This is a genomic window from Streptomyces sp. T39 (genome assembly GCF_008042045.1).
Classification (GTDB): domain Bacteria; phylum Actinomycetota; class Actinomycetes; order Streptomycetales; family Streptomycetaceae; genus Streptomyces.
The window spans coordinates 24,111-47,554 of sequence record NZ_RDBP01000019.1 but is presented as its reverse complement, the minus strand read 5'-3'; the positions used below and the strand labels follow the sequence as shown (position 1 = coordinate 47,554).

The 23,444-nt window shown below is 68.8% G+C and carries 3 protein-coding genes and 2 CRISPR repeat arrays; of the genes, 2 read left to right on the top strand and 1 reads right to left on the bottom strand.

Annotated features, from left to right (window positions below):
- Positions 1–65: 65 nt before the first annotated feature.
- Entirely contained in the window at positions 66–7,061 is a 6,996-nt protein-coding gene (locus EAO77_RS19510; protein WP_147989580.1) for a polymorphic toxin-type HINT domain-containing protein, read from the bottom strand.
- Between the two features lie 531 nt (positions 7,062–7,592).
- Between EAO77_RS19510 and EAO77_RS19505 the strand changes: the two genes are divergently transcribed.
- Both EAO77_RS19505 and EAO77_RS19500 read left to right on the top strand, forming a co-directional pair.
- The gene (locus tag EAO77_RS19505; protein WP_147989579.1) at positions 7,593–12,494 is read left to right on the top strand and encodes an FG-GAP-like repeat-containing protein; all 4,902 of its coding nucleotides are present in this window, start codon (positions 7,593–7,595) and stop codon (positions 12,492–12,494) included.
- A gap of 628 nt (positions 12,495–13,122) precedes the next feature.
- Positions 13,123–16,262: a CRISPR direct-repeat array (repeat unit 29 nt; unit sequence CGGAACACCCCCGCGTCGGCGGGGAGGAC).
- Positions 16,263–16,718: 456 nt separating this feature from the next.
- Positions 16,719–17,114: direct repeats of the CRISPR family, unit length 29 nt.
- 3,547 nt (positions 17,115–20,661) lie between these two features.
- Positions 20,662–23,385: a CRISPR-associated endonuclease Cas3'' gene (locus EAO77_RS19500; protein ID WP_147989578.1), complete on the top strand. Its 2,724-nt coding sequence runs from the start codon at positions 20,662–20,664 to the stop codon at positions 23,383–23,385.
- Positions 23,386–23,444 lie beyond the last annotated feature (59 nt).

Genomic DNA, 23,444 nt, shown 5'->3' with positions numbered 1-23,444 from the left:
GCTTCGTCGTAGCCATCAGCGCTCGACACATTCAGCTCGCTCTCGTTCTTTCGGTACATCGCGCATCAGAAGTTCAGTCGCTGCGCGAGGCTTAGCGAAGACATCGCCTCAGGACTGAATATGTGCTCGATTCTTCCGCTGACCTCGTCGGTTACGCGAGTTGTGATGTGGCCAGCGGCAGTTAGTCGGTCATACTCGCATCGGCATATCCTGAAGATCATGAGCGCTGGACGCTCGCCGGGCCCCGCACGCGAGGCGCCGAAGGATGCGGTAGCGTCCAGCGTCTCGCCGTCCCCCGGTGTGACGCGATAGGTGAACAGGCTCCCCGGCTTATTCAGTGATCCTCCGTGCGCGTTTGCGCGCGCTGCATCCCCACTCAGCCCGTTCGCCTGGATGTCATCCGCGTGCGTCGACGTCGTACCGTGAGCAAAGTCCAGGCTGTCATTGCAGTTGTGCACGAGGACCGGCGTCTTGCCCGCCAGCACATAGTACGTGTGGAAGTCGGCGACGGTGAGGTTGCGGACGCTGGAGGTTTGGGTCCAGGCCTGGACTGCGGTGATCTGAACGTGGGTGCCGGCGCTGGTGCGGAGCCACTGGCCGGGCTTGAGGTCTTTGGCGTCGATCCACTTTTTGAGGGTCGGCACCCAGAAGGGGTGGCCGTCTGTGGCGGTGATGGGAGCGGTGGCCGTGTCCTTGCCGCCATCGGTGTCGACGGCGATGCGGACAAGGTGCTTCTCGCCGTCGCCGACGATCGTGGCGGCGACGTTTTTGCCGGTGGTTTCGCCGGTCTTCTCGTCGGTTGCCATGACCTTGTCGCCGGGCTTGAGGTCCTTGATCGGTTTGGTGGTGCCATCGGCGAGGAGTACTTCAGTGTCGGGGGTGAAGCTGTTTCTTATGCAACTGTCGCCTCCGCCGCTGCCGTCGGACTTTTTCGCGGCGTCGGCTGCCGCGTCAGCCTTTTTCTCGGCCGCTCTTGCGGCGTCGGCTTTCTTTTCCCAGGCGGCGTAGTCCTCGATGTACTTCGCCATGGCGGCGGCTTCGTCGTCTGCCCGGCGGAGGGTGCGGGTGGCCCAGCGGACCTCCTCCTCCCAGCGGTCGTACATCTTCCAGGCGGTCTTGAGCGCCTTGACGGTGCGTTTGGCCTTGGCTGCGAAGGGCATCGTGGCGTCCAGGGCGAGGGCGCCGCAGGCCCAGACGTCACCGCCGAGGCATGCCTGGATGTCCTCGAATCCGGCGATTCCCTTGGCTACCTCGAGGGCGATCTCGAGGATGATGTCCGCCTTGGACTTCTGGCGGATCGAGTTCGCCTTCTTGACGTCGGCCTCGCTGACGGTCGTCGTCGGCGGATCAGGCGGAGGCGGAACCGTCCCGCCCGCGTTCTCCACGATCTGGTCGAAGGTCTGGCCTTCGGTCTGGACCCTGACGGTGCAGGCCTCGTCGGCGCACATCGCTCGGCCGGAGGGGTCCGCAAAGGTAATGGGGCTGTTGTTCCCGTACGCGTACGGGTTCATCGTCTGGGACTCAGCGATGTCCATTTGCGGGTCGACGGAGATGAACCGGCCCAGGGCGGGGTCGTATTCGCGGGCGTTGAGGTGGGTGAGGCCGGTGGCGTCCTTGGCGCCGCCCAGGTACCCCTTATCGTCCGGCCACATGGTGAGGGCCGTGCCGCGTTCCTCGCCGAAGGGGGTGTGCTTGCGGCGGGTGACCGTCTTCGTGGCGGCGTCGACCGCGGTGGTGGCGGTGCCGTTGCGGTCGCTCAGGAGGTACGACTTCTTGATGGTGCCGCCCTCGGCGACCTTGACCATGGCCGGGCCCGCCGGGTGCGTGTAGTACCGGGTGGTCTTGGCGATGTTGCCGTCGGCGTCGAGCTTGAGTTCGGTGCCGGGCAGGTAGAGCGTGGTACCGGTGGCCTCGCGTTCGATGAGGCGGTTGCCGCCCGCGTCGTAGACGTAGGAGGACGCGTTCGTGCCGGCGGAGACCTTCTCCAGGTGGCCTTCCAGGTCCCACTGGAGGGACTGGGTGTTGCCCTGGATGGTGCGGGTGGTGGTGTTCCCCGCCTCGTCGTAGCCGTAGAGTTCCTCGCGCTGGCCCTGGGAGCCGGTGACGGTGACCTTGTCCAGGCGGCTCTTCGTCGGGAGACCGGTAGCGTAGGTGTAGGTGCGGTGGACGTCCTTCGCCGTGTCGCCGAGAGGGTCGTGCTTGGTCTCACTGAGACGGTTGCCCGCAGCGTCGAAGCTGTAGGAGTGCCAGTAGGCGTCCGGGCCCCCGACCGCGGGCGCCGAGCCCGGACCGGAGGCTTCCGGTCTTTGTGCACAGGCGTCGCTCGCTGTCCATGCGTCGGTCATCCGACGCAGGTGGTCGTAGGCGAAGCACTGGACGTCGGTGGTGGCCGCTGTCGGGTTGTCGCCGGTCTTGTCGGTAATGCGAGTGACGTTGCCGACGGCGTCATAGTCGGTGATCACGTCGTTGAGCGTGATCGTGTCGACCGTGCCGACTTCCTGCTGGTTCGTCGTACGGGTGATCCGTCGCGTCTGCTCGTCGAACGTATTGCTGGTGATAACCGCTCTGCCGGAGGAGTCGACCTTCGTGCGGACGACGTCGCCGAGCGAGGTGTACTCGGTGGCCGCGACGAAGGCTAGGCCGTCGACCGCTATGGAGTTGACGGTGTCCAGCCCGTTGTAGCCCATGGAGACGCGTTCGGAGGGCAGGCCGCCTACCGCGGGGTGCCTCGTCGTCTGCGGAAGGCCGGTGCGCGGAGTGTAAGAGTTCGAATAGGCGTAGGTACCGGCGAGCTTGCCCTCGCTGGCGGGGATCGTGACCGTCGTCGCCGTCGGGCGGTATTCGGTGTCGTAGGCCGTGATCGCCTGGGTGTAGGCGTTGCCGTTCACGTAGCGGGTCGAGGAGGCCGGCAGGCCCAGCGCTCCGGGGACGGTGTCGTAGGTCTGCGACGTGAGCTTCGTGCCTGAGAGCGAGTCCTCGTGGGTGGCGGTGACACGACCGAGCGCGTCGTATGCCATGGCGATCGTGCGGCGCGGGCTGCGGCCGTCGGTGATCGTGAGGGCGCGATCGCCTTCGTCGTAGGTGATGTCGGACCTGCCCTTGTCGGGGTCGACCAGGGTCTTCACACGGCCGCGAACGTCGTAGGTCTGGGACCAGACGTTGCCGATCTGGTCGGTGACCTTCTCGAGCTGTCCCTTGCGCGTGTAGCTGTAGGTGATCTTGTCGTAGTCGCCCGTCGGGCCGGAGCCCTTGAACTGGCGCAGTTCGGTCTTGCGGCCCTGGGCGTCCAGGATTGCCATGGTCGGGGTGTCGCCAGCCGGCGGATCAACGGCGGTCCAGTCACCTCCGTAGGTGGTGGTGGTGCGCCAAGTCTCGACACCCTTGCTGCGGGCGATGGTGGCGGACGGCCGGCCGACGCCGTCGTAGGTGGTGACGGTCGAGGAGGGGACGGAGGTTTCGGTCGGCGGGAACATGGTGGCCACCGGGCCGCTGTCGCTGCTGTAGTAGCCGGCGTTCTCCTTCCACACCCGGCCGAGGCTGTCGTAGTGGGTGTCGGTGACGACCCTGCCGCCGTTCATGGCCGGGTTCTGAGTCTGGCGGAGGCGCAGGGCGCCGTCGTAGAAGTCGAAGGAGACGCGGTAGGTGCCGTCTTCCTTCAGACGCTTGTTGGTGATGACCACCGGGGCGTCACGGCCGACTGTGTACTCGAACTCGGCGTCGGGCGTGGTGGTGCGCGAATCGCGGTCCGGGGACCAGACCTTCTTCATCCGCCCGAGCGCGTCGTACTCCATGACGGTCTTGCGCCCGTTGGTGTCGGTCTGGACCAGGGGCAGTCCGCGGCCGGGGTCGACCTCGGTCGTCGCGGTGTGCCCGAGGATGTTCTTCGTGACCGTCTTCGTCACGACCGAGCCGGAGGCCGGGGTGTAGGTGGTCGTGGTGGTCTTGCCGTAGACATCGGTCGCCGAGGTGATGCGTCCGTAGTCGTCGAAGGTAGCCGTGCCCTGGGTGATGTACTCCGGGAGGTTCTGGTCGGTGAACCCGGACAGTGACTGGGTCTTCACCACGTTGCCGACGGCGTCGTACTCGACCTTGGCGTCGGAGACGACGTTGCCGGGGCCGTACACGATGGGAGCGTTGCACGCCGCCGTGACCGTGTGGACGCGGGTCTGCTGGGACTTGAACCACTTCGCGGTGTCGTTCAGGTAGTCGAAGCGGGTGCAGGTGTCGTCGTGCGCGTCGGAGGTGTCTCCCTTCGACCAGGTCCATTCCAGCCGGCCGCTGTCGTCGTAGCCGTGTTCGACAGCAGTCTTCCGCTCACCCCGGTCGCCGGAGAGGATCGTGCGGGACGACGTCGACTTCAGGCCCTGAAACCAGGCTTCGAGGTCGGACGCACCGGTTGCGGAGCGATCGCGCTTGGCGACCGGTCCTTGCAGGTGCGAGGTAGTGATGGTCGCGGAGTGCAGGCCGCCATCGACGCCTTCGTAGTAGCGCTGCTCCCTGACCTGGCCGACGAGCATCCGGTGGTCCTTGACAGAGCTTTCGTCGGAAGCCGTGATGGAGACCGACCGGCGTGTGCCGTCAGCCTTCAGGTCACCGTCGAGTCCCCGGTAGTACAGCGTCTCGGTGCGGCTGCGGACGTCCGGCGCGACACCCTGGACGGTGCGGACCTCGCCGTAGCCACGGTAAACGGACCAGGTACGGGCGGGCTTGTTGGTCAGCTCGCTGGCGTCGTCGTAGGCCCAGGCCGGGGTGCCGAGGTAGGTGTAATTGACCTCGCGGGTCGGTGAGGTGCCGTTCTTGTCCTCCTCCCGGACCTGGTCGACCCGGTGCTTGTGGAACCAGTCAGTGGAGTACTTCTTCTTCATCCCCGTCGGGTCGGTGGGGTCGTTGGTCTCCACGACGACAGGGAAGCAGCGCAGAGTGTTACTGTCCGGCGAGGCTGGCAGCTTCACGGCGCCCGGCGTGCTGGAGCACTCTGTGGGTGCGTACGCGACCACGGTCCGCGCGCCGGTCTCGGTGTTGATCTGGGTGACGCGCCAGCGCAGGTAGGGCGGGTTGCCGTCGGTGTCGTTGTCGACCCGGTTCGGCATCTGCTTGCCGATGAAGGTCACCGCCGGCAGGCCCAGCGGCGCGCCGTCCTTGTCGGTGCGCTGGATGCTCTTCAGCCACAGGGGGTACTCGCCGTTGACGGCGCCGTCGCCCGTGGACTGGAAGGAGTGGGCCATGGTCCAGGTGTCGACCGGTGTGGAGACGCCGTCCTTCAGAACCCGGGTGGTGATGCTCTTGAGCAGCTTGCGGGTGAAGAAGGCGGGCGAGTAGCGGTCGGTGCAGGTCTGGCCGGAGGCGCAGAGCTGGTCGGCCGGGACGTCGGGCCAGTTCCTGGCCACCTCGTAGGTGGCGGTGGACGTCAGCTTGGACTCGGCACAGTCGAACGACGTGGTGACGAGGCAGCGTTCGCCGACCGTGTACATGACCTCGGCCGGTGCGGGCGCGAACAGGTCGTCCGCGCGCAGTCCGTAGGCCACGCGCGTCAGGTATCCGGCGCGATCATAGATACGGGCCGTGGACGTGCCCGTGGTGGTGACGTTGGAGCCGTAGTAGTTGCGCTCCTTGGCATACCAGTACGTCAGCGCGTTGCCGCGGGGGTCGACGACGTAGTCGAGGTTCCAGCGGTAGGTCTGGTCGCAGACCGAAGCAGCGTAGGAGGCGGCGTGGCAGGGCTCGCCCTGGTGGTTGCCGTAGACCGGCACGTTGAGGGCCGAGTTCGTCTGGGCCTTGCCAGTAGCCCAGCCGGGCAGCTGATTGAGGCCGAAGTGGTACTTGACGCCGTCGGAGTTGGTCACGACCCAGTACTCCTTCTCCCTGTCGCCGTTCTCGGCGCCGGTGAGAAGTTCGACCTTCGAACCGTCCTGGTTGGCCGGATACCACTTCTTGTCCGCGTCGTTCAGGACAAGCGAGGTGGAAGAACCGTTGAGGGAGAGCGTGACCATGGGAGGGCCGTGGCAGAGGTCACCGGTGGGATGGGTGGTGGGGTTGTTGAACCCGCTGCCGGCCTTGCGGTCCTCCGCACAGGACACGTACGTGCGCTCGATGAAACTGGAGCCGGTGTCCCAGCCGTCACCCACCCACGAGGGCTGCTGGGACGTGGCGACAGTGCGCCCGTCGATGCTGCCCGAGTTGTAGCCGATGGACAGGGACGGCCCGGGGCCGCCGAGAGAGGCCGGGATCTCCATGGGGTACGTCCAGGAGAAGTCACCCGTCGACCCACCGGCCGACCACGAACCCGTCGGGCTCAGAGATGTGGCCGCGTACGTGCCCTTGGAGCCCGAGGCCGAAGCTGTCGCCGCCAGGACGACCGCACCGTTCGTACTGGCACCCCTCGCGCTGTGGCCGGCGGCGCTCATGTCGGCCGTGCGTGCGGCGAAGGTGCCGGTCAGGGTGCCGGCCTCGCTGTCGTTGACGCTGGGCAGCGGGACGGATCCCTGGCACTGCGGCTTCTGCGGAGTCGTAAGCACGCACGCCGGGCGCTGACTGAAGCGCAGTCGTGAACCCCAGTCGCCGCCGTAGGCGTGCACGAATGCGCTGTAGTCCAGCTCGACCGAGAGCGGATGGGTGCCCTTGCCCCCGTCGGTGCGCTGCACGGACAGCAGCACGCCCTGGATACCGGCCTTGCGGGCCCTGTCCTGGCCGTAGACGGAGACCTTCGCCGTCATCGGCGGGGCGTCGGCCGCAGGCGCGGCCGCTTCCTTGGCCACGGCCTTGTTGCCCAGCGCCAGGCGCACGGGCAGCGAACCGGCGCGAACCGACGGCCCCACGGCCGCCGCCGCGTCCCGCTTCGCCGCCGCGCCGCGTGCGGTGTGCGAGTTCCCCGTCGCCTTCGGTACCGTCGCCTCGGCCGTCCCTTGAGCGGGCCAGTGGACGTTCGGCGGTGCCTTGAGCTCCGCCTTCCCGGTCTGGTCCGGCGGCGCAGCCGGACCCTTCGCGGTCGTGCGCGCCGCGGGAACGTCCGTGACCTTCTGCAGCTCGGCCAGCCCCCGTGTCTCCGCCGCCTGCGCGGGCACCGGGGACAGCGACGCCCCTGAGGCCAGTAGCGCCAACGCAAGCGCGGAAAGTCCGGAACGCCATGTCAAGGATGTATGTCTAAAAAGTCTTCGCGCATGCCGAAACGGCACGTGAGCCCCCACCCCTAAAAATTCGAACGATCACGTGAACACGTGCAATGTACGCACGGCTGTCAAGGGCAACAAGAGGTGTCTTGATGACGACCTGACAGAATCGGCTCTTCGGTGGGCAAAATAACGCAACCCGCAGGTCAGGAACGCGACAGCGCGTCAAGTCGGTCCGCTAGCGGGTGCCTTGTGACGGTAGCTGCTGCTAGAAAGCACATTGAACGATTCCGTTCACGTCCTGGGAGACATGGCCGAGGGGGGTCTTCCTTTGCCGCAGCCGAAAGAGCTGGGCGGGCAACTCCGGGGACGGGACAAAACAATAGGAACTGAGGCGAATCTCTCTTCATGCGAAAGTTCTCTTTGAGGCACGGCGAGTCCAGGGGGGGTACGCGGCGAGCCGTATCGGCCGTCATCGTCACAGCGATGTCGGCCGGTCTTCTCTCTGTCGCGCAGCCGGGGGTCACAGCAGAGGCCAGGTCGACCGAAAACGTGGTCTCCTCCCAGAGCGAGGGCGATGCCGCGATGACGGCGAAGGCCCTTGAGGAGGCCAAGCGGACGGGTAAGCCCGTCGAGCTGGTGTCGCGGCGCACGGAGACCGACGAGGTCTTCATCAACCCGGACGGCACCGCCCGGGTCGACCGCTCGATCCTCCCAGTCCGCGTCCGGCAGGGCAGCAAGCTCGTTGACATCGACCCGGATCTGACGGCGGGCGCCGACGGGCGTCTGACACCCAAAGCATCGGCGATGGCCGCGTCGTTCTCCGGCGGCGACGACAGCGTCTTCGCAACCATGCTCAGCGAAGGCCGGGCCGTCACGCTCACGTGGCCCCACGGCGCACTGCCCAAACCCAGCGTGAATGGCCGGACCGCCACGTATGCCGAGGTGCTGCCGGGCGTCGACCTCACCGCCACCGCCAATGACGTCTCCTTCTCCCACGCTCTCGTCGTCAAGACTCCGGAGGCGGCCGAGAACCCGGCCGTCCGGTCCATCGAGTTCGGGCTGCAGACGAAGGGATTGCAGGTCACTCAGAGCGAGGCGGGTGAGATCCTGGCCAAGACACCCTCAGACAACGTGCTCTTCACAGCGCCGCAGCCGCACATGTGGGACTCCGCTGGCTCGGACACTGCCACAGCGACCGACCCGAAGACGCCCAAGGCCGCCAGTTCGGCCGGCATCCCCTTGCTGCACGACACCCTCGAGGGCGCAACTGACGGCAGCAACCGGGCCAAGCTCGACGTGGAGCTCGAGGACGCCAAGCTCACGCTCAGGCCGGACATCAAGATGCTCGACGACCCCGACACGGTCTACCCCGTCGTGATCGACCCCAAATGGGCGCCCGATGCCTGGAAGAACGCCTGGTCGGTCGCGTACAAGCACTCCGCCTACCCGGACACCGGCAATACCGTCTACTACAACGGCGGCACCCTCTCGGACGAGGCGCGCATCGGCGTCTCCATCGACGGCAGCAACGGCGGAACCGTCCGCGCGAACACCTACTTTCGCATCCCAGTCGGGAACCTCGCGGGCAAAGACGTGATCGACTCGACGCTGCGCATCAAGCAGACACACGCCGGGTCCTGGTCCTGTAAATCGGGTGACGTCCAGGTCAAGTCGATCGGCAGCGCTCTGCCCAAGAACATCACCTATAACAGCCAGCCAGCGTGGGGCGCCCTCGTGGACTCTTCCGGCGAGTCCTACGGCGGCCGCAACTGCCCTTCCGACTCAGCCGGCCTCGTCGAATTCAGCGTCACGAGCGCGATCAAGGACGCTGTCGAGGACAAGTGGGGCAGCTGGTCCTTCGTCCTCACGTCGAAGTCAAACACCGTCGACGTCTCGTGGCGAAAATTCGACCCGAACTCCGCGCGCGTTTCGACGAAGTACAACACGCTCCCGAGCAAGCCGCGGCTCACCATCGATCCCTCGATACCATGCGCCGGCGGCATCATCGGGATCACCGACCATGTCACCCTGAACGCGTCCAGGTTCCACGACGACGAGGACGCCGACCTGGACGTCGAGTTCAGGTACGGGGCGTCCGGTCAGCCGACCACGACGGCCAGCGTGAACGCGAGCAGCGGCGGCACCGCCCAACTGCGTATCCCCGGAACCACACTGAAGGTCGCACAGTACTGGTACGAGGCGGTCGTCAAGGACGGCGTCGGCAACAGCCCGCGGGCAGGCCGCTGCTACTTCACCTACGACCCCAACGGCCCGAAGAGGCCACCCAAGGTCAGCTCGGCCGAATGGCCGGAAGGCGTGGGCAAGGGCTGCACGGACGAGCTGCCCGCAGGCACTCCCTGCGCCAAGCCCGCACGGACCAGCGGCACATTCACCTTCACGACAAACCCAGCACCAGGCGAAACCAACGACATCGCCGAATACGTTTGGTGGACCGACGACGACACCAGGGAAAAGTGGGCCAAGCCCGCCGCAACAGGCGGATCCGTCAGCGTCAGCGTCAAGCCAATGGGCAACGGACCGCAGTACCTGTACGTACGCAGCGAGGACGCGGCAAACAACCGCTCCAGTGTCAAGACCTACCTGTTCGTTCCCTCGCGCTCGAGCGAGCGTGACAAGCTGGGCGACCTGAACGGCGACACCCTGGTCGACCTGGTCACCCTCGATCCGGGTTCGGGCACGCTGTGGTCCTACCCGAGCCGTGGTGACGGCACCTTCGGCACCGGTCAGGCGGCTAAGGACGAGTCGTTCGCCTCGGCCACCATCTCCGTTGGCGGCAGCTGGGACGACGACCACTACGAAGATGTCATCTCCCTCCAGCCATCGGCCGACGACTCCAGCACCTACGAGCTGTGGGCCCACCTAGGAGACGGCGGAGGCAAACTCCAAACCGGGGACACAGCCCGACAGGACCTGAAAATACTCGACTACAACTGCTACAACCCCGGCAGCCCCGACTGCGACAACCACTGGGCCAAGGGCGCCGACATCGTCTCCATCCCTAGCCTCAGCGACGACGACGGTCCGGTCGACAGCCCCGTCGACGGCCCGGATGACCAGCTTACGGCGGACGACTTCCCCGACCTGCTGGTAAAAGAAGGCGCCAACCTCTGGCTCTACCTCGGCTCCCGCTACGGCGGACTCCTGGACAACTTCAGCCGCCCCATCGCTTTGGGCAACGCCGACTGGCAAGACATGACCGTCATGACCCCGGGTGACCTCAACCAGGACGGGCTCCCGGAGATCTGGGCCCGCGACAAGCTCAAGGGCTCCATCCACCAGTACACCAGCAAGCGCACGACCACGCCCGGCCAGGGCCACGTCCTCGCTGACCTCACCGTTTACAGCGATCCCGCGGTCCGCCAGACTTCGATCGCCACCGGATTCACGGCCGCCGACGTCCCCCATCTGTCCACCACCGGCGACTTCGAAAACGACGGCTTCGCCGACCTCTGGTCCCGCGACGGCGCCGGCCGCACCGTCGAATACCCCGGCCAGGCACCCGTCAACGGCCAGTCCTTCAAGACCGCCCGCCACATCGCCACCACCGGCTATGACTGGGCCGACTGCAAGTCCTTCGCCCCGGCGACCGGTACCGCGCCCGTCCCGGTCTGCGGACCCATCCTCGGCAAGTACGAAGCCCTCGGCGGAGCCGCCGCCTTCGGCAAGCCCACCTCCGGTGTGACCACCGTCAGCGACGGCGGACGATACGTCAACTTTGCCCAGCCCGGCACTACGGCCACCGACCGCACCATCTCCTGGAGCAGGACCACCGGCGCCTGGGCCGTCAGCAACAGCCTGTTCGACAAGTGGAACAGCGCCGGGCGGGAGACCGGCTACCTCGGGTATCCGACATCGGACCCGCTGTACACGAACGTAGACGGAGGCAACTACATCACCTTCAGCAAGACGGGCAAGCCCAGCGCCATCTACGGAAAGCCGGGTCTGGGTCCCTTCGCCGTACGGGGTGCCGTCTACCGCAAGTACGTCGCCCTCGGCGGCGTGCGTGAGTTCGGCTACCCGACAGGCGACGAGACCCCGCTCGCGGGCAATGCGGGTCACTACCAGGACTTCCGGCACCTGGTCGGCAGCGGCAGCAACGTCTCGTTCTACTGGGACAGCGTCAATGTCACGGGTGCCTGGCCGGTCGTCGGGTCGATCCGCAGCCACTGGCTGAGCGCCGGCGGCCACACCAGCAGCCTCGGATTCCCGAAATCTCCCGAATACGAGGTGCTGGGCGGCAGGCGCTCGGACTTCCAGAACGGATACGTCCGCTGGAACCGGGAGAGCAGCCACGTCGCGGGCCACGCGTGGGCAGACCGGACGATGCACCTGCGGACCGACCTCGGCGGCGACTACGACGCGGACGGCCGGACGGACATCCTCACCGCCTACGACTACGAGAAGGCGACCACCGGCCTCTTCGTGGCAAAGGCGGGCACCGAGGGCGGGCAAAATCCGCCCCAGGAATACTGGAGCGACGAACCCGGAGACTTCGACTACACGCGCACCAAGTGGGGCACGGGCGACTTCGACGGTGACGGACGAACCGACGTCGTGGGCTTCTACGACTATGGCACCGTAGGCGTCGGAGCATGGTCCTTCCTCACCCAACCCGCCGGACCTCCAGTACGCCGCAAGAGCGTCGTCATTCCGACTGGCTGGGACTGGTCCCGAAGTACTGTGCTGACCGGCGATGCCAACGGCGACGGGCGTGACGACCTTGTCCTCGTCTACAACAAGGGCAACGGCGTCACAGGCGTTTACCGGTCACTCGCGCGGGCGGACGGCTCCTTCGAGAACCCCGTCCTCTCGTACGAGTCGCCCGCCGGATACTGGTGGTCAGAGAACGTCCGTTACACCATGGGCGACACCAGTGGTGACGGACGCGACGACATCATTGCCCTCTACGGCTTCGCCACCGGAGCGGCAGGTCTCTACACCTTCACCGCGAAGGCGGACGGCTCCGTGGACGCCCCGAAGCAGTCGTGGAACGCCCCGGCCGGCACATGGGAACGCGAGCGGGTGAAGCTGGCCGCCGCGGATCTCAATAAGGACGGCCGCGCCGACCTCGCCCTGACATACGGGCACGCCGACGGCGCGTTCGACCTCAGGGTCTTCCACGCCCGCACCGACGGCGGCTTCGACGGCTTCGTCACCCCCTGGTCGCGCCCCGCCGGCCACTGGGTGGCGGCGAACACCGGCAACCTCGTGCCCGGAGACGTGAACGGAGACGGACGGGCGGACATCACCGTGTCGTACAACTACGGAACCGGCGAGACCAAGGTCTTCACCTTCCACGGCAACGAGTCCGGAACCGTCGACTCACCCATCCCCTCCTGGTACGCACGCCCCGGAACCTGGTGACTTACCGACAACTACCGTAGTAGCGACGGCCGCACCCATGTAGGGGAAGCTGTTGGTCAACTTGGCCCTTGCTTCGCCCCGCCGAGCGTCAGCTCGGCGGGGCGAAGTGCTGCGAGGTGGCTGGTGTGGCGCTTCACCCACCAGTACCAGCACGGATAGCGAGCTCACCGGTCCGTCTCCGCACATTCGACGCCGGACGTTAATGATCAAGCTAGGCGCGAACCCGTACACTGGAGCACCCTCGCGACGGCGGGCAGGACTGCGCGGGCCATTGGAAACAATCGTTTCCAATCCGCCGCCCGGCGGAGCAATCCCGCTCACGGCCGCCCTGCGGGCTCCCACGAAGCACCCCCCGTCGGCGGGGAGGACAGCCGCGCGCAGCGGCGCAGGCCAGCGTCGTCGGAGCACCCCCGCGGCGGCGGAGAGGACGCCCGGGCGTGCCCCTGCTTGTCCAGCCAGACCAGAGCACCCCCGCGGCGGCGGGGAGGACTCCCGGGTGACGGAGACCGAGTTCTCGGTGAGCGGAGCACCCCCGCGTCGGCGGGGAGGACCAGAAGGCCAGACGCGCGCCCCGCAGCCGCATCGGAGCACCCCCGCGTCGGCGCACGTGCCGAAGCCGCGCTGGAGGACGGAGCACCCCCGCGTCGGCGGGGAGGACTCCAGCACCGGAAAGCTCCGGGTCGTCGACCACGGAGCACCCCCGCGTCGGCGGGGAGGACTGCACGGCCATCGCGTACCCGTCCTTGATGGCCGGAGCACCCCCGCGTCGGCGGGGAGGACCAGCGCATCCGTATTCGTGACGCGCACGAACACGGAGCACCCCCGCGTCGGCGGGGAGGACTTGGCGAAGCTGATGCACCGGCTGGACGAGGGCGGAACACCCCCGCGTCGGCGGGGAGGACCCCGACGGAGGGGTCTGCACCTTCCCTGACTGCGGAACACCCCCGCGTCGGCGGGGAGGACCCGGTGAAAATCGGCATGACGTGTTCGGTGACCGGAACACCCCCGCGTCGGCGGGGAGGACACGAGCACGGGGTCGGCCCGGTCGCAGAACAGCGGAACACCCCCGCGTCGGCGGGGAGGACCTGCCCACACCGGTCAGCCCATCCGCGTTGATCGGAACACCCCCGCGTCGGCGGGGAGGACACGTCGAACGATCCGCAGGACCTGCGGGCCGACGGAACACCCCCGCGTCGGCGGGGAGGACCCGAGCGGGACGGCCGTCCCGCCGGTGTGCCGCGGAACACCCCCGCGTCGGCGGGGAGGACTCGGCGCGGTCTTCGTCGCCCATTTCGGCGAGCGGAACACCCCCGCGTCGGCGGGGAGGACTCGGCGACAGCGTGGATGCCGGTCTTGGAGTTCGGAACACCCCCGCGTCGGCGGGGAGGACATGAGATTCGTCAGGCCGGTTGATCCGGTCTGCGGAACACCCCCGCGTCGGCGGGGAGGACGTCATCGCGGGCTGGTCGCAGCCGGCGTCGGCCGGAACACCCCCGCGTCGGCGGGGAGGACAGGTTCCACCGCTTGCCCATCGTCGCCCCGCGCGGAACACCCCCGCGTCGGCGGGGAGGACGAGGCCGGGACGGGAGTCCCCTCCCAGTGGACCGGAACACCCCCGCGTCGGCGGGGAGGACTGCGCAGCGGACAGCTTCGCGGCGACCCAGGCCGGAGCACCCCCGCGTCGGCGGGGAGGACGGTGAGGGCCGGCTGGGAATCGGTTCCCGTGGCGGAGCACCCCCGCGTCGGCGGGGAGGACCCCATCCAGGCCCCCAGAGCGGCCAGCGCCCGCGGAGCACCCCCGCGTCGGCGGGGAGGACGGCGCGAACCAGCAGTTCAACATCCCGCCCAACGGAGCACCCCCGCGTCGGCGGGGAGGACGCGAGGAAGTAGCGGGCGCTGAAGGGCTGGGTCGGAACACCCCCGCGTCGGCGGGGAGGACGAGCCCCAGGTGGTTAGCGAGCCGCCGGTGAGCGGAACACCCCCGCGTCGGCGGGGAGGACATGACCTCGATGTCCAGGGGCATGTAGCCGTGCGGAACACCCCCGCGTCGGCGGGGAGGACGAGCTGACCGAACGACAGGTTCGCCACCTCGACGGAACACCCCCGCGTCGGCGGGGAAGACAACAGCGGCAGCTCGCCCGTCACCAACCAGAACGGAACACCCCCGCGTCGGCGGGGAGGACGGCATAAGCCATGCTTATTTAGACGCTCAACACGGAACACCCCCGCGTCGGCGGGGAGGACGTCCCGCGCGACGGCGGCAGCGGGCGCCGGCACGGAACACCCCCGCGTCGGCGGGGAGGACCTGCTACCGAACGGGCAGGTGCAACTCGCCGACGGAACACCCCCGCGTCGGCGGGGAGGACGAGCCCCAGCGAACGAAGGCGAAGGTGTCCGCAGGAACACTCCCGCGTCGGCGGGGAGGACCCTCTGCGCAGTTCATGACCCTCACCGACCGGCGGAACACCCCCGCGTCGGCGGGGAGGACGACACCGTCTTTCTCACCGCGTGGGAGACCATCGGAACACCCCCGCGTCGGCGGGGAGGACAATCGCGCGAACTGATCCTCCTGCTCGCCTGGCGGAACACCCCTGCGTCGGCGGGGAGGACGCGCCATTGAGGACTGCCTGACAGGAGCCGGGCGGAACACCCCCGCGTCGGCGGGGAGGACCACCGCCCTACGGCTGGAGCGCGCGCTGAAGGCGGAACACCCCCGCGTCGGCGGGGAGGACACCGTCATCATGCTCTCCCGGGCGTCGTTGGTCGGAACACCCCCGCGTCGGCGGGGAGGACCCCTTCTGGGCGCGTGCGAGGTCGGCGAGGAACGGAACACCCCCGCGTCGGCGGGGAGGACTCGGGCCTGGCGTGCGCGCGAATCCAGCTGGACGGAACACCCCCGCGTCGGCGGGGAGGACAGGACATCGAGTACGGGGCCGTGTCCCCTTTACGGAACACCCCCGCGTCGGCGGGGAGGACGGCCGGTCGGCCTACGACGGGGACGGCGTCTCCGGAACACCCCCGCGTCGGCGGGGAGGGCCTCCCTCCGGAGGCGATCACCGCCCTGCCCGGCGGAACACCCCCGCGTCGGCGGGGATGACGGCGTCTGCGGCCGGCTCGTCGGGTCGTCAACCGGAACACCCCCGCGTCGGCGGGGATGACTCGCCGCTCTTGTCGTTGAGGGCGTTGATCTCCGGAACACCCCCGCGTCGGCGGGGATGACGACGTCGTTCATCGACATCCCGTTCTTGTCTGCGGAACACCCCCGCGTCGGCGGGGATGACATCTGCTGGGCGACCGGCTCCGCGCGCAGGAGCGGAACACCCCCGCGTCGGCGGGGAGGACGGGCGGTCTCGCTCTGGTCGGTCATCAGGTGCCGGAACACCCCCGCGTCGGCGGGGAGGACGAGTCCCCACGGAGCAGGCCCTGCACCGCGTACGGAACACCCCCGCGTCGGCGGGGAGGACCCGGTCGGGGCGAGGCGGCCCTCCTCAGCGATCGGAGCACCCCTGCGACGGCGGGGAGGACCGATGGCAACGAAGTCGTGCTGCATGAGCCTCCGGAGCACCCCCGCGTCGGCGGGGAGGAGCGAGAAGCCCCCGGACCAGAAGGACCGGGGGCGGAGCACCCCCGCGTCGGCGGGGAGGACGCGAGAAGCCCCCGGACCAGAAGGACCGGGGGCGGAGCACCCCCGCGTCGGCGGGGAGGACCCGCCAGCACACCACACCCCACTCCAGAAGGACGGAGCACCCCCGCGACTGCGGGAAGGCCGCCGAGGTCGTCGTTTTCGACAACCTAATGGACGGAGCACCCCCCGCGGCGGCGGGGAGGGCCCCGTCCGTGGGCAACCTATGGCCAAGTTAAACGGAGTACCCCCGCGTCGGCGGGGAGGACAGAAGGCCCCCGCTGGTTATGTCGGCGGGGGCCGGAACACCCCCGCGATGGCGGGGAGGACTGATCGCTGTCGACAAGGGAGGCGACCAGGACCGGAACACCCTCGCGACTGCGGGAAGGCCCCCGAGGTCGTCGTTTTCGACAACCTAATGGACGGAGCACCCCCGCGTCGGCGGGGAGGGCGCTTGTTGTCCGCGGACAACAGACTCTGCGTCGGAGCAGTCCTGCGCTGGCGGGAGGACCAGCTGGGTCCCTGCGCCCCGGGGCACCGCGTCGGAGCATCCTTCGGCAGATGTGAGGACCGTACGCCGCTGGCCACGACTGGTACGGCGAGCGGAGCACCCCCGCGTCGGCGGGGAGGACCAAGAGTTCACGCACAACATCAACCCCGGTGGCGGATCACCCCCGCGTCGGCGGGGAGGACGTGGTGCGCGACACGCTGGTGGACGGGATGGTCGGATCACCCCCGCGTCGGCGGGGAGGACGTGATGAGGATGCCAGCACCCCAGCTACCGACCGGAGCACCCCCGCGTCGGCGGGGAGGACGCCGCCTACGACGCCGAAGCTATCGTCCTCACCGGAACACCCCCGCATCGGCGGGGAGGACGCCGGCCGGGAGGTGCGGGCGTGGGCTGCGCACGGAGCACCCCCGCGTCGGCGGGGAGGACACCGATACCCGCCCCGGGGCGCGATCCCACGACGGAACGCCCCCGCTTCGGCGGGGAGGACACCACCCCGGCACCCGCGAGGTGATCACCGGACGGAACTCCCCGCGTCGGCGGGGAGGACCGAACGATCCGCTCGTACTCGCTCACGGGGATCGGATCACCCCCGCGACGGCAGGGAGGACAAGACGCCGAAGAAGAGCGCCAGGACGACGTTCGGAGCACCCCCGCGTCGGCGGGGAGGACGAGAACGTGCCGAGCTTCTCGGCTCGGGCCAGCGGAGCACCCCCGCGTCGGCGGGGAGGACAAGAAGGTGTCGGGGTCGGGCTTGCAGACGGCCGGAACACCCCCGCGTCGGCGGGGAGGACATCGCCCACCCGGCGGTGTCTGCGCTGACTGCCGGAACACCCCCGCGTCGGCGGGGAGGACCCCCGTGATCGGGTCCGGATCGAACCTCTCCGCGGAACACCCCCGCGTCGGCGGGGAGGACAGCGGCACGGGGTCGTTCACCCCGCCCATCAGCGGAACACCCCTGCGTCGGCGGGGAGGACTGCCGGATCGACGGCCCGTCCTCGCCGCGGTACGGAACACCCCCGCGTCGGCGGGAGGATGCCGGGTCGAGGGTGGCGAAGTGCTCGGCGAGCGGAACACCCCCGCGTCGGCGGGGAGGACTTCATGCGGCCCGCGATCGAGATGACCGAGATCGGAACACCCCCGCGTCGGCGGGGAGGACCTCGCGAACGCAATGTCACCGCTCGGCCGGGACCGGAACACCCCCGCGTCGGCGGGGAGGACGAGGGCCGGTCCAGTCCGGACGCGAGGGCTACCGGAACACCCCCGCGTCGGCGGGGAGGACGTCGGCTCGGGGGGAGAGACGGGCGACAAGGGCGGAACACCCCCGCGTCGGCGGGGAGGACGATCGTCTGCATGTCGAGCATGAAGGCGAGCGCGGAATACCCCCGCGTCGGCGGGGAGGACACTACCGCGAGTGGACGAGCCCCAAGGACTACGGAACACCCCCGCGTCGGCGGGGAGGACGAGGCCGGGACGGGAGTCCCCTCCCAGTGGACCGGAACACCCCCGCGTCGGCGGGGAGGACGTCGCCCAGGCCGGCGAGACCACCCGCGAAAACGGAACACCCCCGCGTCGGCGGGGAGGACGGTGTGTCGGTCGGCATGGCCACTGCCGGCGCCGGAACACCCCCGCGTCGGCGGGGAGGACACGCTCGCCCGGGCCGAGCGCTGCCGTCAGCGCGGAGCACCCCCGCGTCGGCGGGGAGGACTCCCCGCACAGGATCGCCCCGCCCTCCAACAGCGGAGCACCCCCGCGTCGGCGGGGAGGACGAGACGGGCGTTGAGCCGGCGTCTGAGCGGAGCACCCCCGCGTCGGCGGGGAGGACCTCCAGGCCCCCGGGGGCGCGGAGGTCGAGCACGGAGCACCCCCGCGTCGGCGGGGAGGACGACTGCTCGGCCAGTCAGTACCACAACAAGCACGGAGCACCCCCGCGTCGGCGGGGAGGACGTGTCGCGCTTGGCGGCAGCCGCTTCGAGCAGCGGAGCACCCCTGCGGCGGCGGGGAGGAGGCGCCGAGATACACATCCCCGTCGCCCCGGTTCGGAACACCCCCGCGATGGCGGGAAGGACATCAGATGGTCTAACGGATCCGGCCCCAGCTGGCGGAGCACTCCCGTGACGGCGTGGGGGAGGGCGTGCTTGTTGTCCGCGGACAACAAACTCTGCAACGGAGCAGCCCTGCGCTGGCGGGAGGACCAGCTGGGACCTGCAAACCCGGCACTCTGCCGGAGCATCCTCCGGCAGATGTGAGGACCGTACGCTGCCGGCCACGACTGGTACGGCGAGCGGAGCACCCCCGCTCCGGGGGGAGGACCCGTTCGGGTCCGGGGCTTCCTCACACCCGGAGCACCCCCGCGTCGGCGGGGAGGACAACATCAGATCGCCGGGCCGGGCATCCTCACGCGGAGCACCCCCGCGTCGGCGGGGAGGACGTGGCGAGGTTCTTCGCGAAGTCGGCGTCGAGCGGAGCACCCCCGCGATGGCGGCGAGGACCACAGCGCGACCAGGTTGGGCAGCCCGTCGGCACGGAGCACCCCCGCGTCGGCGGGGAGGACCTGAAGAGCACAACTGTGTTCCCTGAGATGTCCGGAACACCCCCGCGACGGCGGGGAGGACCATGACGATGCCGCCGCCGTTGGCAACCCAGGCGGAACACCCCCGCGTCGGCGGGGAGGACGGTCTGGCCGGGACGAACAACATCGTGGAGATCGGAACACCCCCGCGTCGGCGGGGAGGACTCCGCGCCGGGGGAGAGACGGGCGACAAGGGCGGAGCACCCCCGCGTCGGCGGGGAGGACGCCGTCTGAGACCTGATGATGGATCTGATCGGCGGAACACCCCCGCGTCGGCGGGGAGGACCCGCCGTGGTTCAGCGCGGCCCAGCCCCCGAACGGGGCAACCCCGCGTCGGCGGGGAGGACAAGAACCGGGCTATGTCGCCGATGCCGAACTGCGGAGCACCCCCGCGTCGGCGGGGATGACTAGCCGACCGCCCGGGCGCCGCGCCAACTCCGCGGAACACCCCCGCGTCGACGGGGAGAACTCTCGCGCTCGCGCCCGATGTCCTCGTTGGTCGGAACACCCCCGCGTCGGCGGGGAGGACCCGGCGACCTTGAAGGTCAGCGACGCGGAGAGCGGAACACCCCTGCGTTGGCGGGGAGGACTGGTTGAGCCCGCGGTCCACGGCCTGGTCGGCCGGAACACCCCCGCGGCGGCGGGGAGGACCAGGACCAGGGCGCGAGGCCCGCACGGGAGAGCGGAGCACCCCCGCGTCGGCGGGGAGGACGTCTGGGGCACCGCCCGCGACCAGGTCGACGGCGGAGCACCCCCCGCGGTGGCGGGGAGGACGCGCGGGCAGGTCTCCGTCCTGTTCCATGATCGGAGCATCCTCACGTTGGCGGATGGGGCGTGCACGCCACGCCGGCCCGGCCTCTAGATCGTCGGACCACCCCGCGGGGAGGATGGCCAGTCGGTGAGCTGGTCCGCGCTGAAGGCCGCACTCGTGGGTTTCCACGTCGTGGCGCTGACGCTCCGAAGACTGAGCTCGGGGTCCGGCCCGAGTTCGTGTCCTGGGTTGGAAGTGTGGCCATGACGAAAGAGGTGACGGACCCATAAGGGTCCGTCACCCGTGGCTCAGAAGAGCCAGCTGACGAGTTCGTTGATCAGGGAACGGAATACCGCGCTGACCACCACGCGGGAGACCTCGAGAAGGACCTCGCGTCGCAGGACGAACTTCCGCAGGAATCGGGACACTGTTTCTCCAAAGCGCCTTCAGGCCGAGGGCACATCCCTCGAGAGGGTCGTGCGTTCATCTCGGTCTGCCGGCGGCTGGAGAGCCAATGGGATTCCGCGTACCTCCGGGGAGGCGTGCAGCTGTAAGTACTGTATCGGAAAGGTAAGTTGATGCACTGGCGGTTGGGTGAGTTCCCTTCTGCGGGTCTTCAAGCGGACGAGACAGGGTGACGCCTTGTTACAGGACAAAGTTCTTCCTGTCGGATTCGTCTGAAGCCACCTCCACTGACCTGTGACGAGGAGCGCCATGCCCTTGGACTCCCGCCTCTGGGGCAAGGCCGCCGGGCTGCATAGGGACGCTCGCGGAGCAGACCGTACGCATCCCTTGGTTTGTCATCTGCTGGACACTGCGGCCGTTGCTGAGGTCGTCTGGGATGAGCTGCTGACCGCGCACCAGCGGAGCATGGTGGTGGAAGCGCTGCAGGTGCCGGACGGGCAGGCGCGGGTCCTTGCGGCCTTCTGGGCGGGGCTGCACGACATCGGGAAGATCAGCGTGCCGTTCCAGATGCACGAGGGCGGGCCGAAGCGTGAGGGGAAGCTGCGAGCTGAGGAGTTGTCTGCTGAGCCTGGGTACGGGTTCGGCGCTGCCGCGGCGCGGGACAGGCAGTCGCACGAAGCGGCGGCGCACTGGTGGCTGGTGGGGGTCTTCAAAGAGGCCGGCTATCCGTCGTCGAAGCGACGTCCGCAGACCCAGCTCAGTCATGCGGTGGCGCAGTTGCTCGGCGGGCACGGTGGTCGTTTCCACCCGGTGCTTCACGAGAAGGACTCGCAGTGCCCCGTGGCGCGTCACCCCGGTTTGGGCGCGGGGAGCTGGGAGGAGCAGCGGCGGATCCACTTCGACGAGGTGCGCAGAGTGCTGGGGGCGACGGCGGTCCCGCCTGGGCGGATGTCGCCGGGAGCGGCTGTGGTTCTGGCGGGGTTGGTGAGTTTGTCGGACTGGCTGGCCAGTTATCCGGAGGGCATCCGCAGCCGTCTCAGAGAAGATGGCTGGGCGGGTACTCCGGATGATCTGGACGCGTACTGGCAGGTCGCCCGCGCCGCGGCTCCTCGCCTGCTGCAGCAGACGGACCTGCTGGGGACGGGCTTCGCCCGACCGCCGGGCTTCACTCCGGGCGTGGGCAAGATCGGCCTTGGGGCGAGCATGGCGCGCGAGGTGCCCGACATGGTGGCCGAACACGGGCCGGGCATGGTGGTCGTGACGGCTCCGTCATCGGAGGACCGCACGAAAGCGGCCCTTCGGGCAGCGGCCGTCCTCGGGCATGCGGCGAAGGCGCGGGGGCTCTTCTATGCCCTGCCAACCGGTTCAGCCGCTGACAGCCACATGGCACAGGTGCACGCGTTTGCCGAGCAGGCGCTCACGGGCCCGTGGCGGTCACTGCTGCTCCACAGCTCTTCCCGAATGAAGCCGGCAGAAGCCACGAAGTCCTGGGCGCACGCCAATGCGCCCGACGACATCGGTGCGGAGCCTGGTGAGGAGTGGGCCCCGGCAGCGAACAGCTGGCTCAACTCTCATCATCGCGCGCTCCTGGCCGCGCTCGGCACGGGAACGGTGGACGAGCTGCTGCAGGCTGTCATGCCCGTGAAGTTCAATGTGATGAGGCTCTTTGCCTTTTCCGGCAAGGTCGTCGTGGTGGACGAAGCCCACGCCCGCGGTGCGTGGGGGCAGCGGCTGATGCTCCGGTTCCTGGAGTGGGCCGCCGCGTTGAGGATCCCCGTGGTCCTGGCAGCAACGGCTGCGGACACGTCGGTGGACGCGATGCTGGCGGCCTACCGCCGAGGCGCAGGCGGCGGCAACGAGCCAGTGATGCAGCCTCGCCGGTCGCCAGGGTGGTCATTCGTGGACGCACACTCCGGAGGCAGACATCTGCCCCGGCAGCCCGCCGCCCCCTCTCGTGCCGGCACGCTCAGCATCAAGGTCGTCGACGGATCGCCGGATGGAGAGATCCGGGCAGCGCTTGCACCGATGGTCGCAGCAGGCAGCGGAAGGGCGGTTGTCTACCGACCGACGCCTGCGGAAGCGATTCGCACCTTCCAGCAGCTCACACAGGATTCACGCGGTCTCGATGTGACCCTGGTCCATGAACAGATGCGCAACAAGGACCGGTGGCAGCGTCTAGCAGCCTGCCGGAGCGCCTTCGCCCGGGATGGGGGAGTCCCTGGCCCCTCCGTTCTGGTGACGACGCCGATGTTGCAACATGCCCGGCCCCTGCATTTCGACCTCGTCATATCCGGACCGGCACCGCTCGCGGATCTGCTGGCCCGTGCAGCGCAGAGCACCGGTGATCTGCCGAGGCTGTTGGTGCTCCGAGCGGACAACGCGTCGGAACGAGACGATGCGGCGCTGCTGCAGCGCACCGACCTGCTCCTGGGGGCCGGCAGGAGCGTTGCCCTGCCCGAAGAACTGCCTTCGCTGCTGGATGCGGTGTATGCCGACGAGATGGCCGACTCGCTGGCGCGGCCGGCGGCGAACGAACTCCAGCAGCTCGACAACCAGCGCATGGCTCGTGAACGCAGAGCCAGCGGCACTGCGCGCTGGCTGGCGGTGCCTGGGCCAGGGGAGCTCGATGGCGACCTCGGCCTGCTGAGCCGCGACCACCCCGGCGTGGATCCCGAGCTGCTCTCCTCCGTGCTGGGCGAGGAGATGGTGCATGTGGTCTGCCTGTACTCCGTGTGCGACCGGCAGCGGAACTGGACGTATCTCCTGGAAGCTGGGGCTCCGGAAAAGAAGCTTGAGCGCAAAAACAAGAAGAGACCGTCGCCGGGCCAGCTCGTCCCCTACCTGATCCCGGTACCGAAGCGACTCACCGAGGGCGTTCAGGGCGATGCCAACCCCACCTGGCGCGGTATGGCGGCCCTCAACAATGTCCTGCGACTGAATCTGCGACAGGAAGACGGTCAGTGGGTGTACACCAGCCCGAAGCATCGGTTCTGCATGACCGAACATGGCCTGACGATCGACCAGTTGCCGTAAACGCCCAGTCCGCCCGTGTACGCCCGTCTAGCATTCGGTGGACGTTCGACCATGGGGGG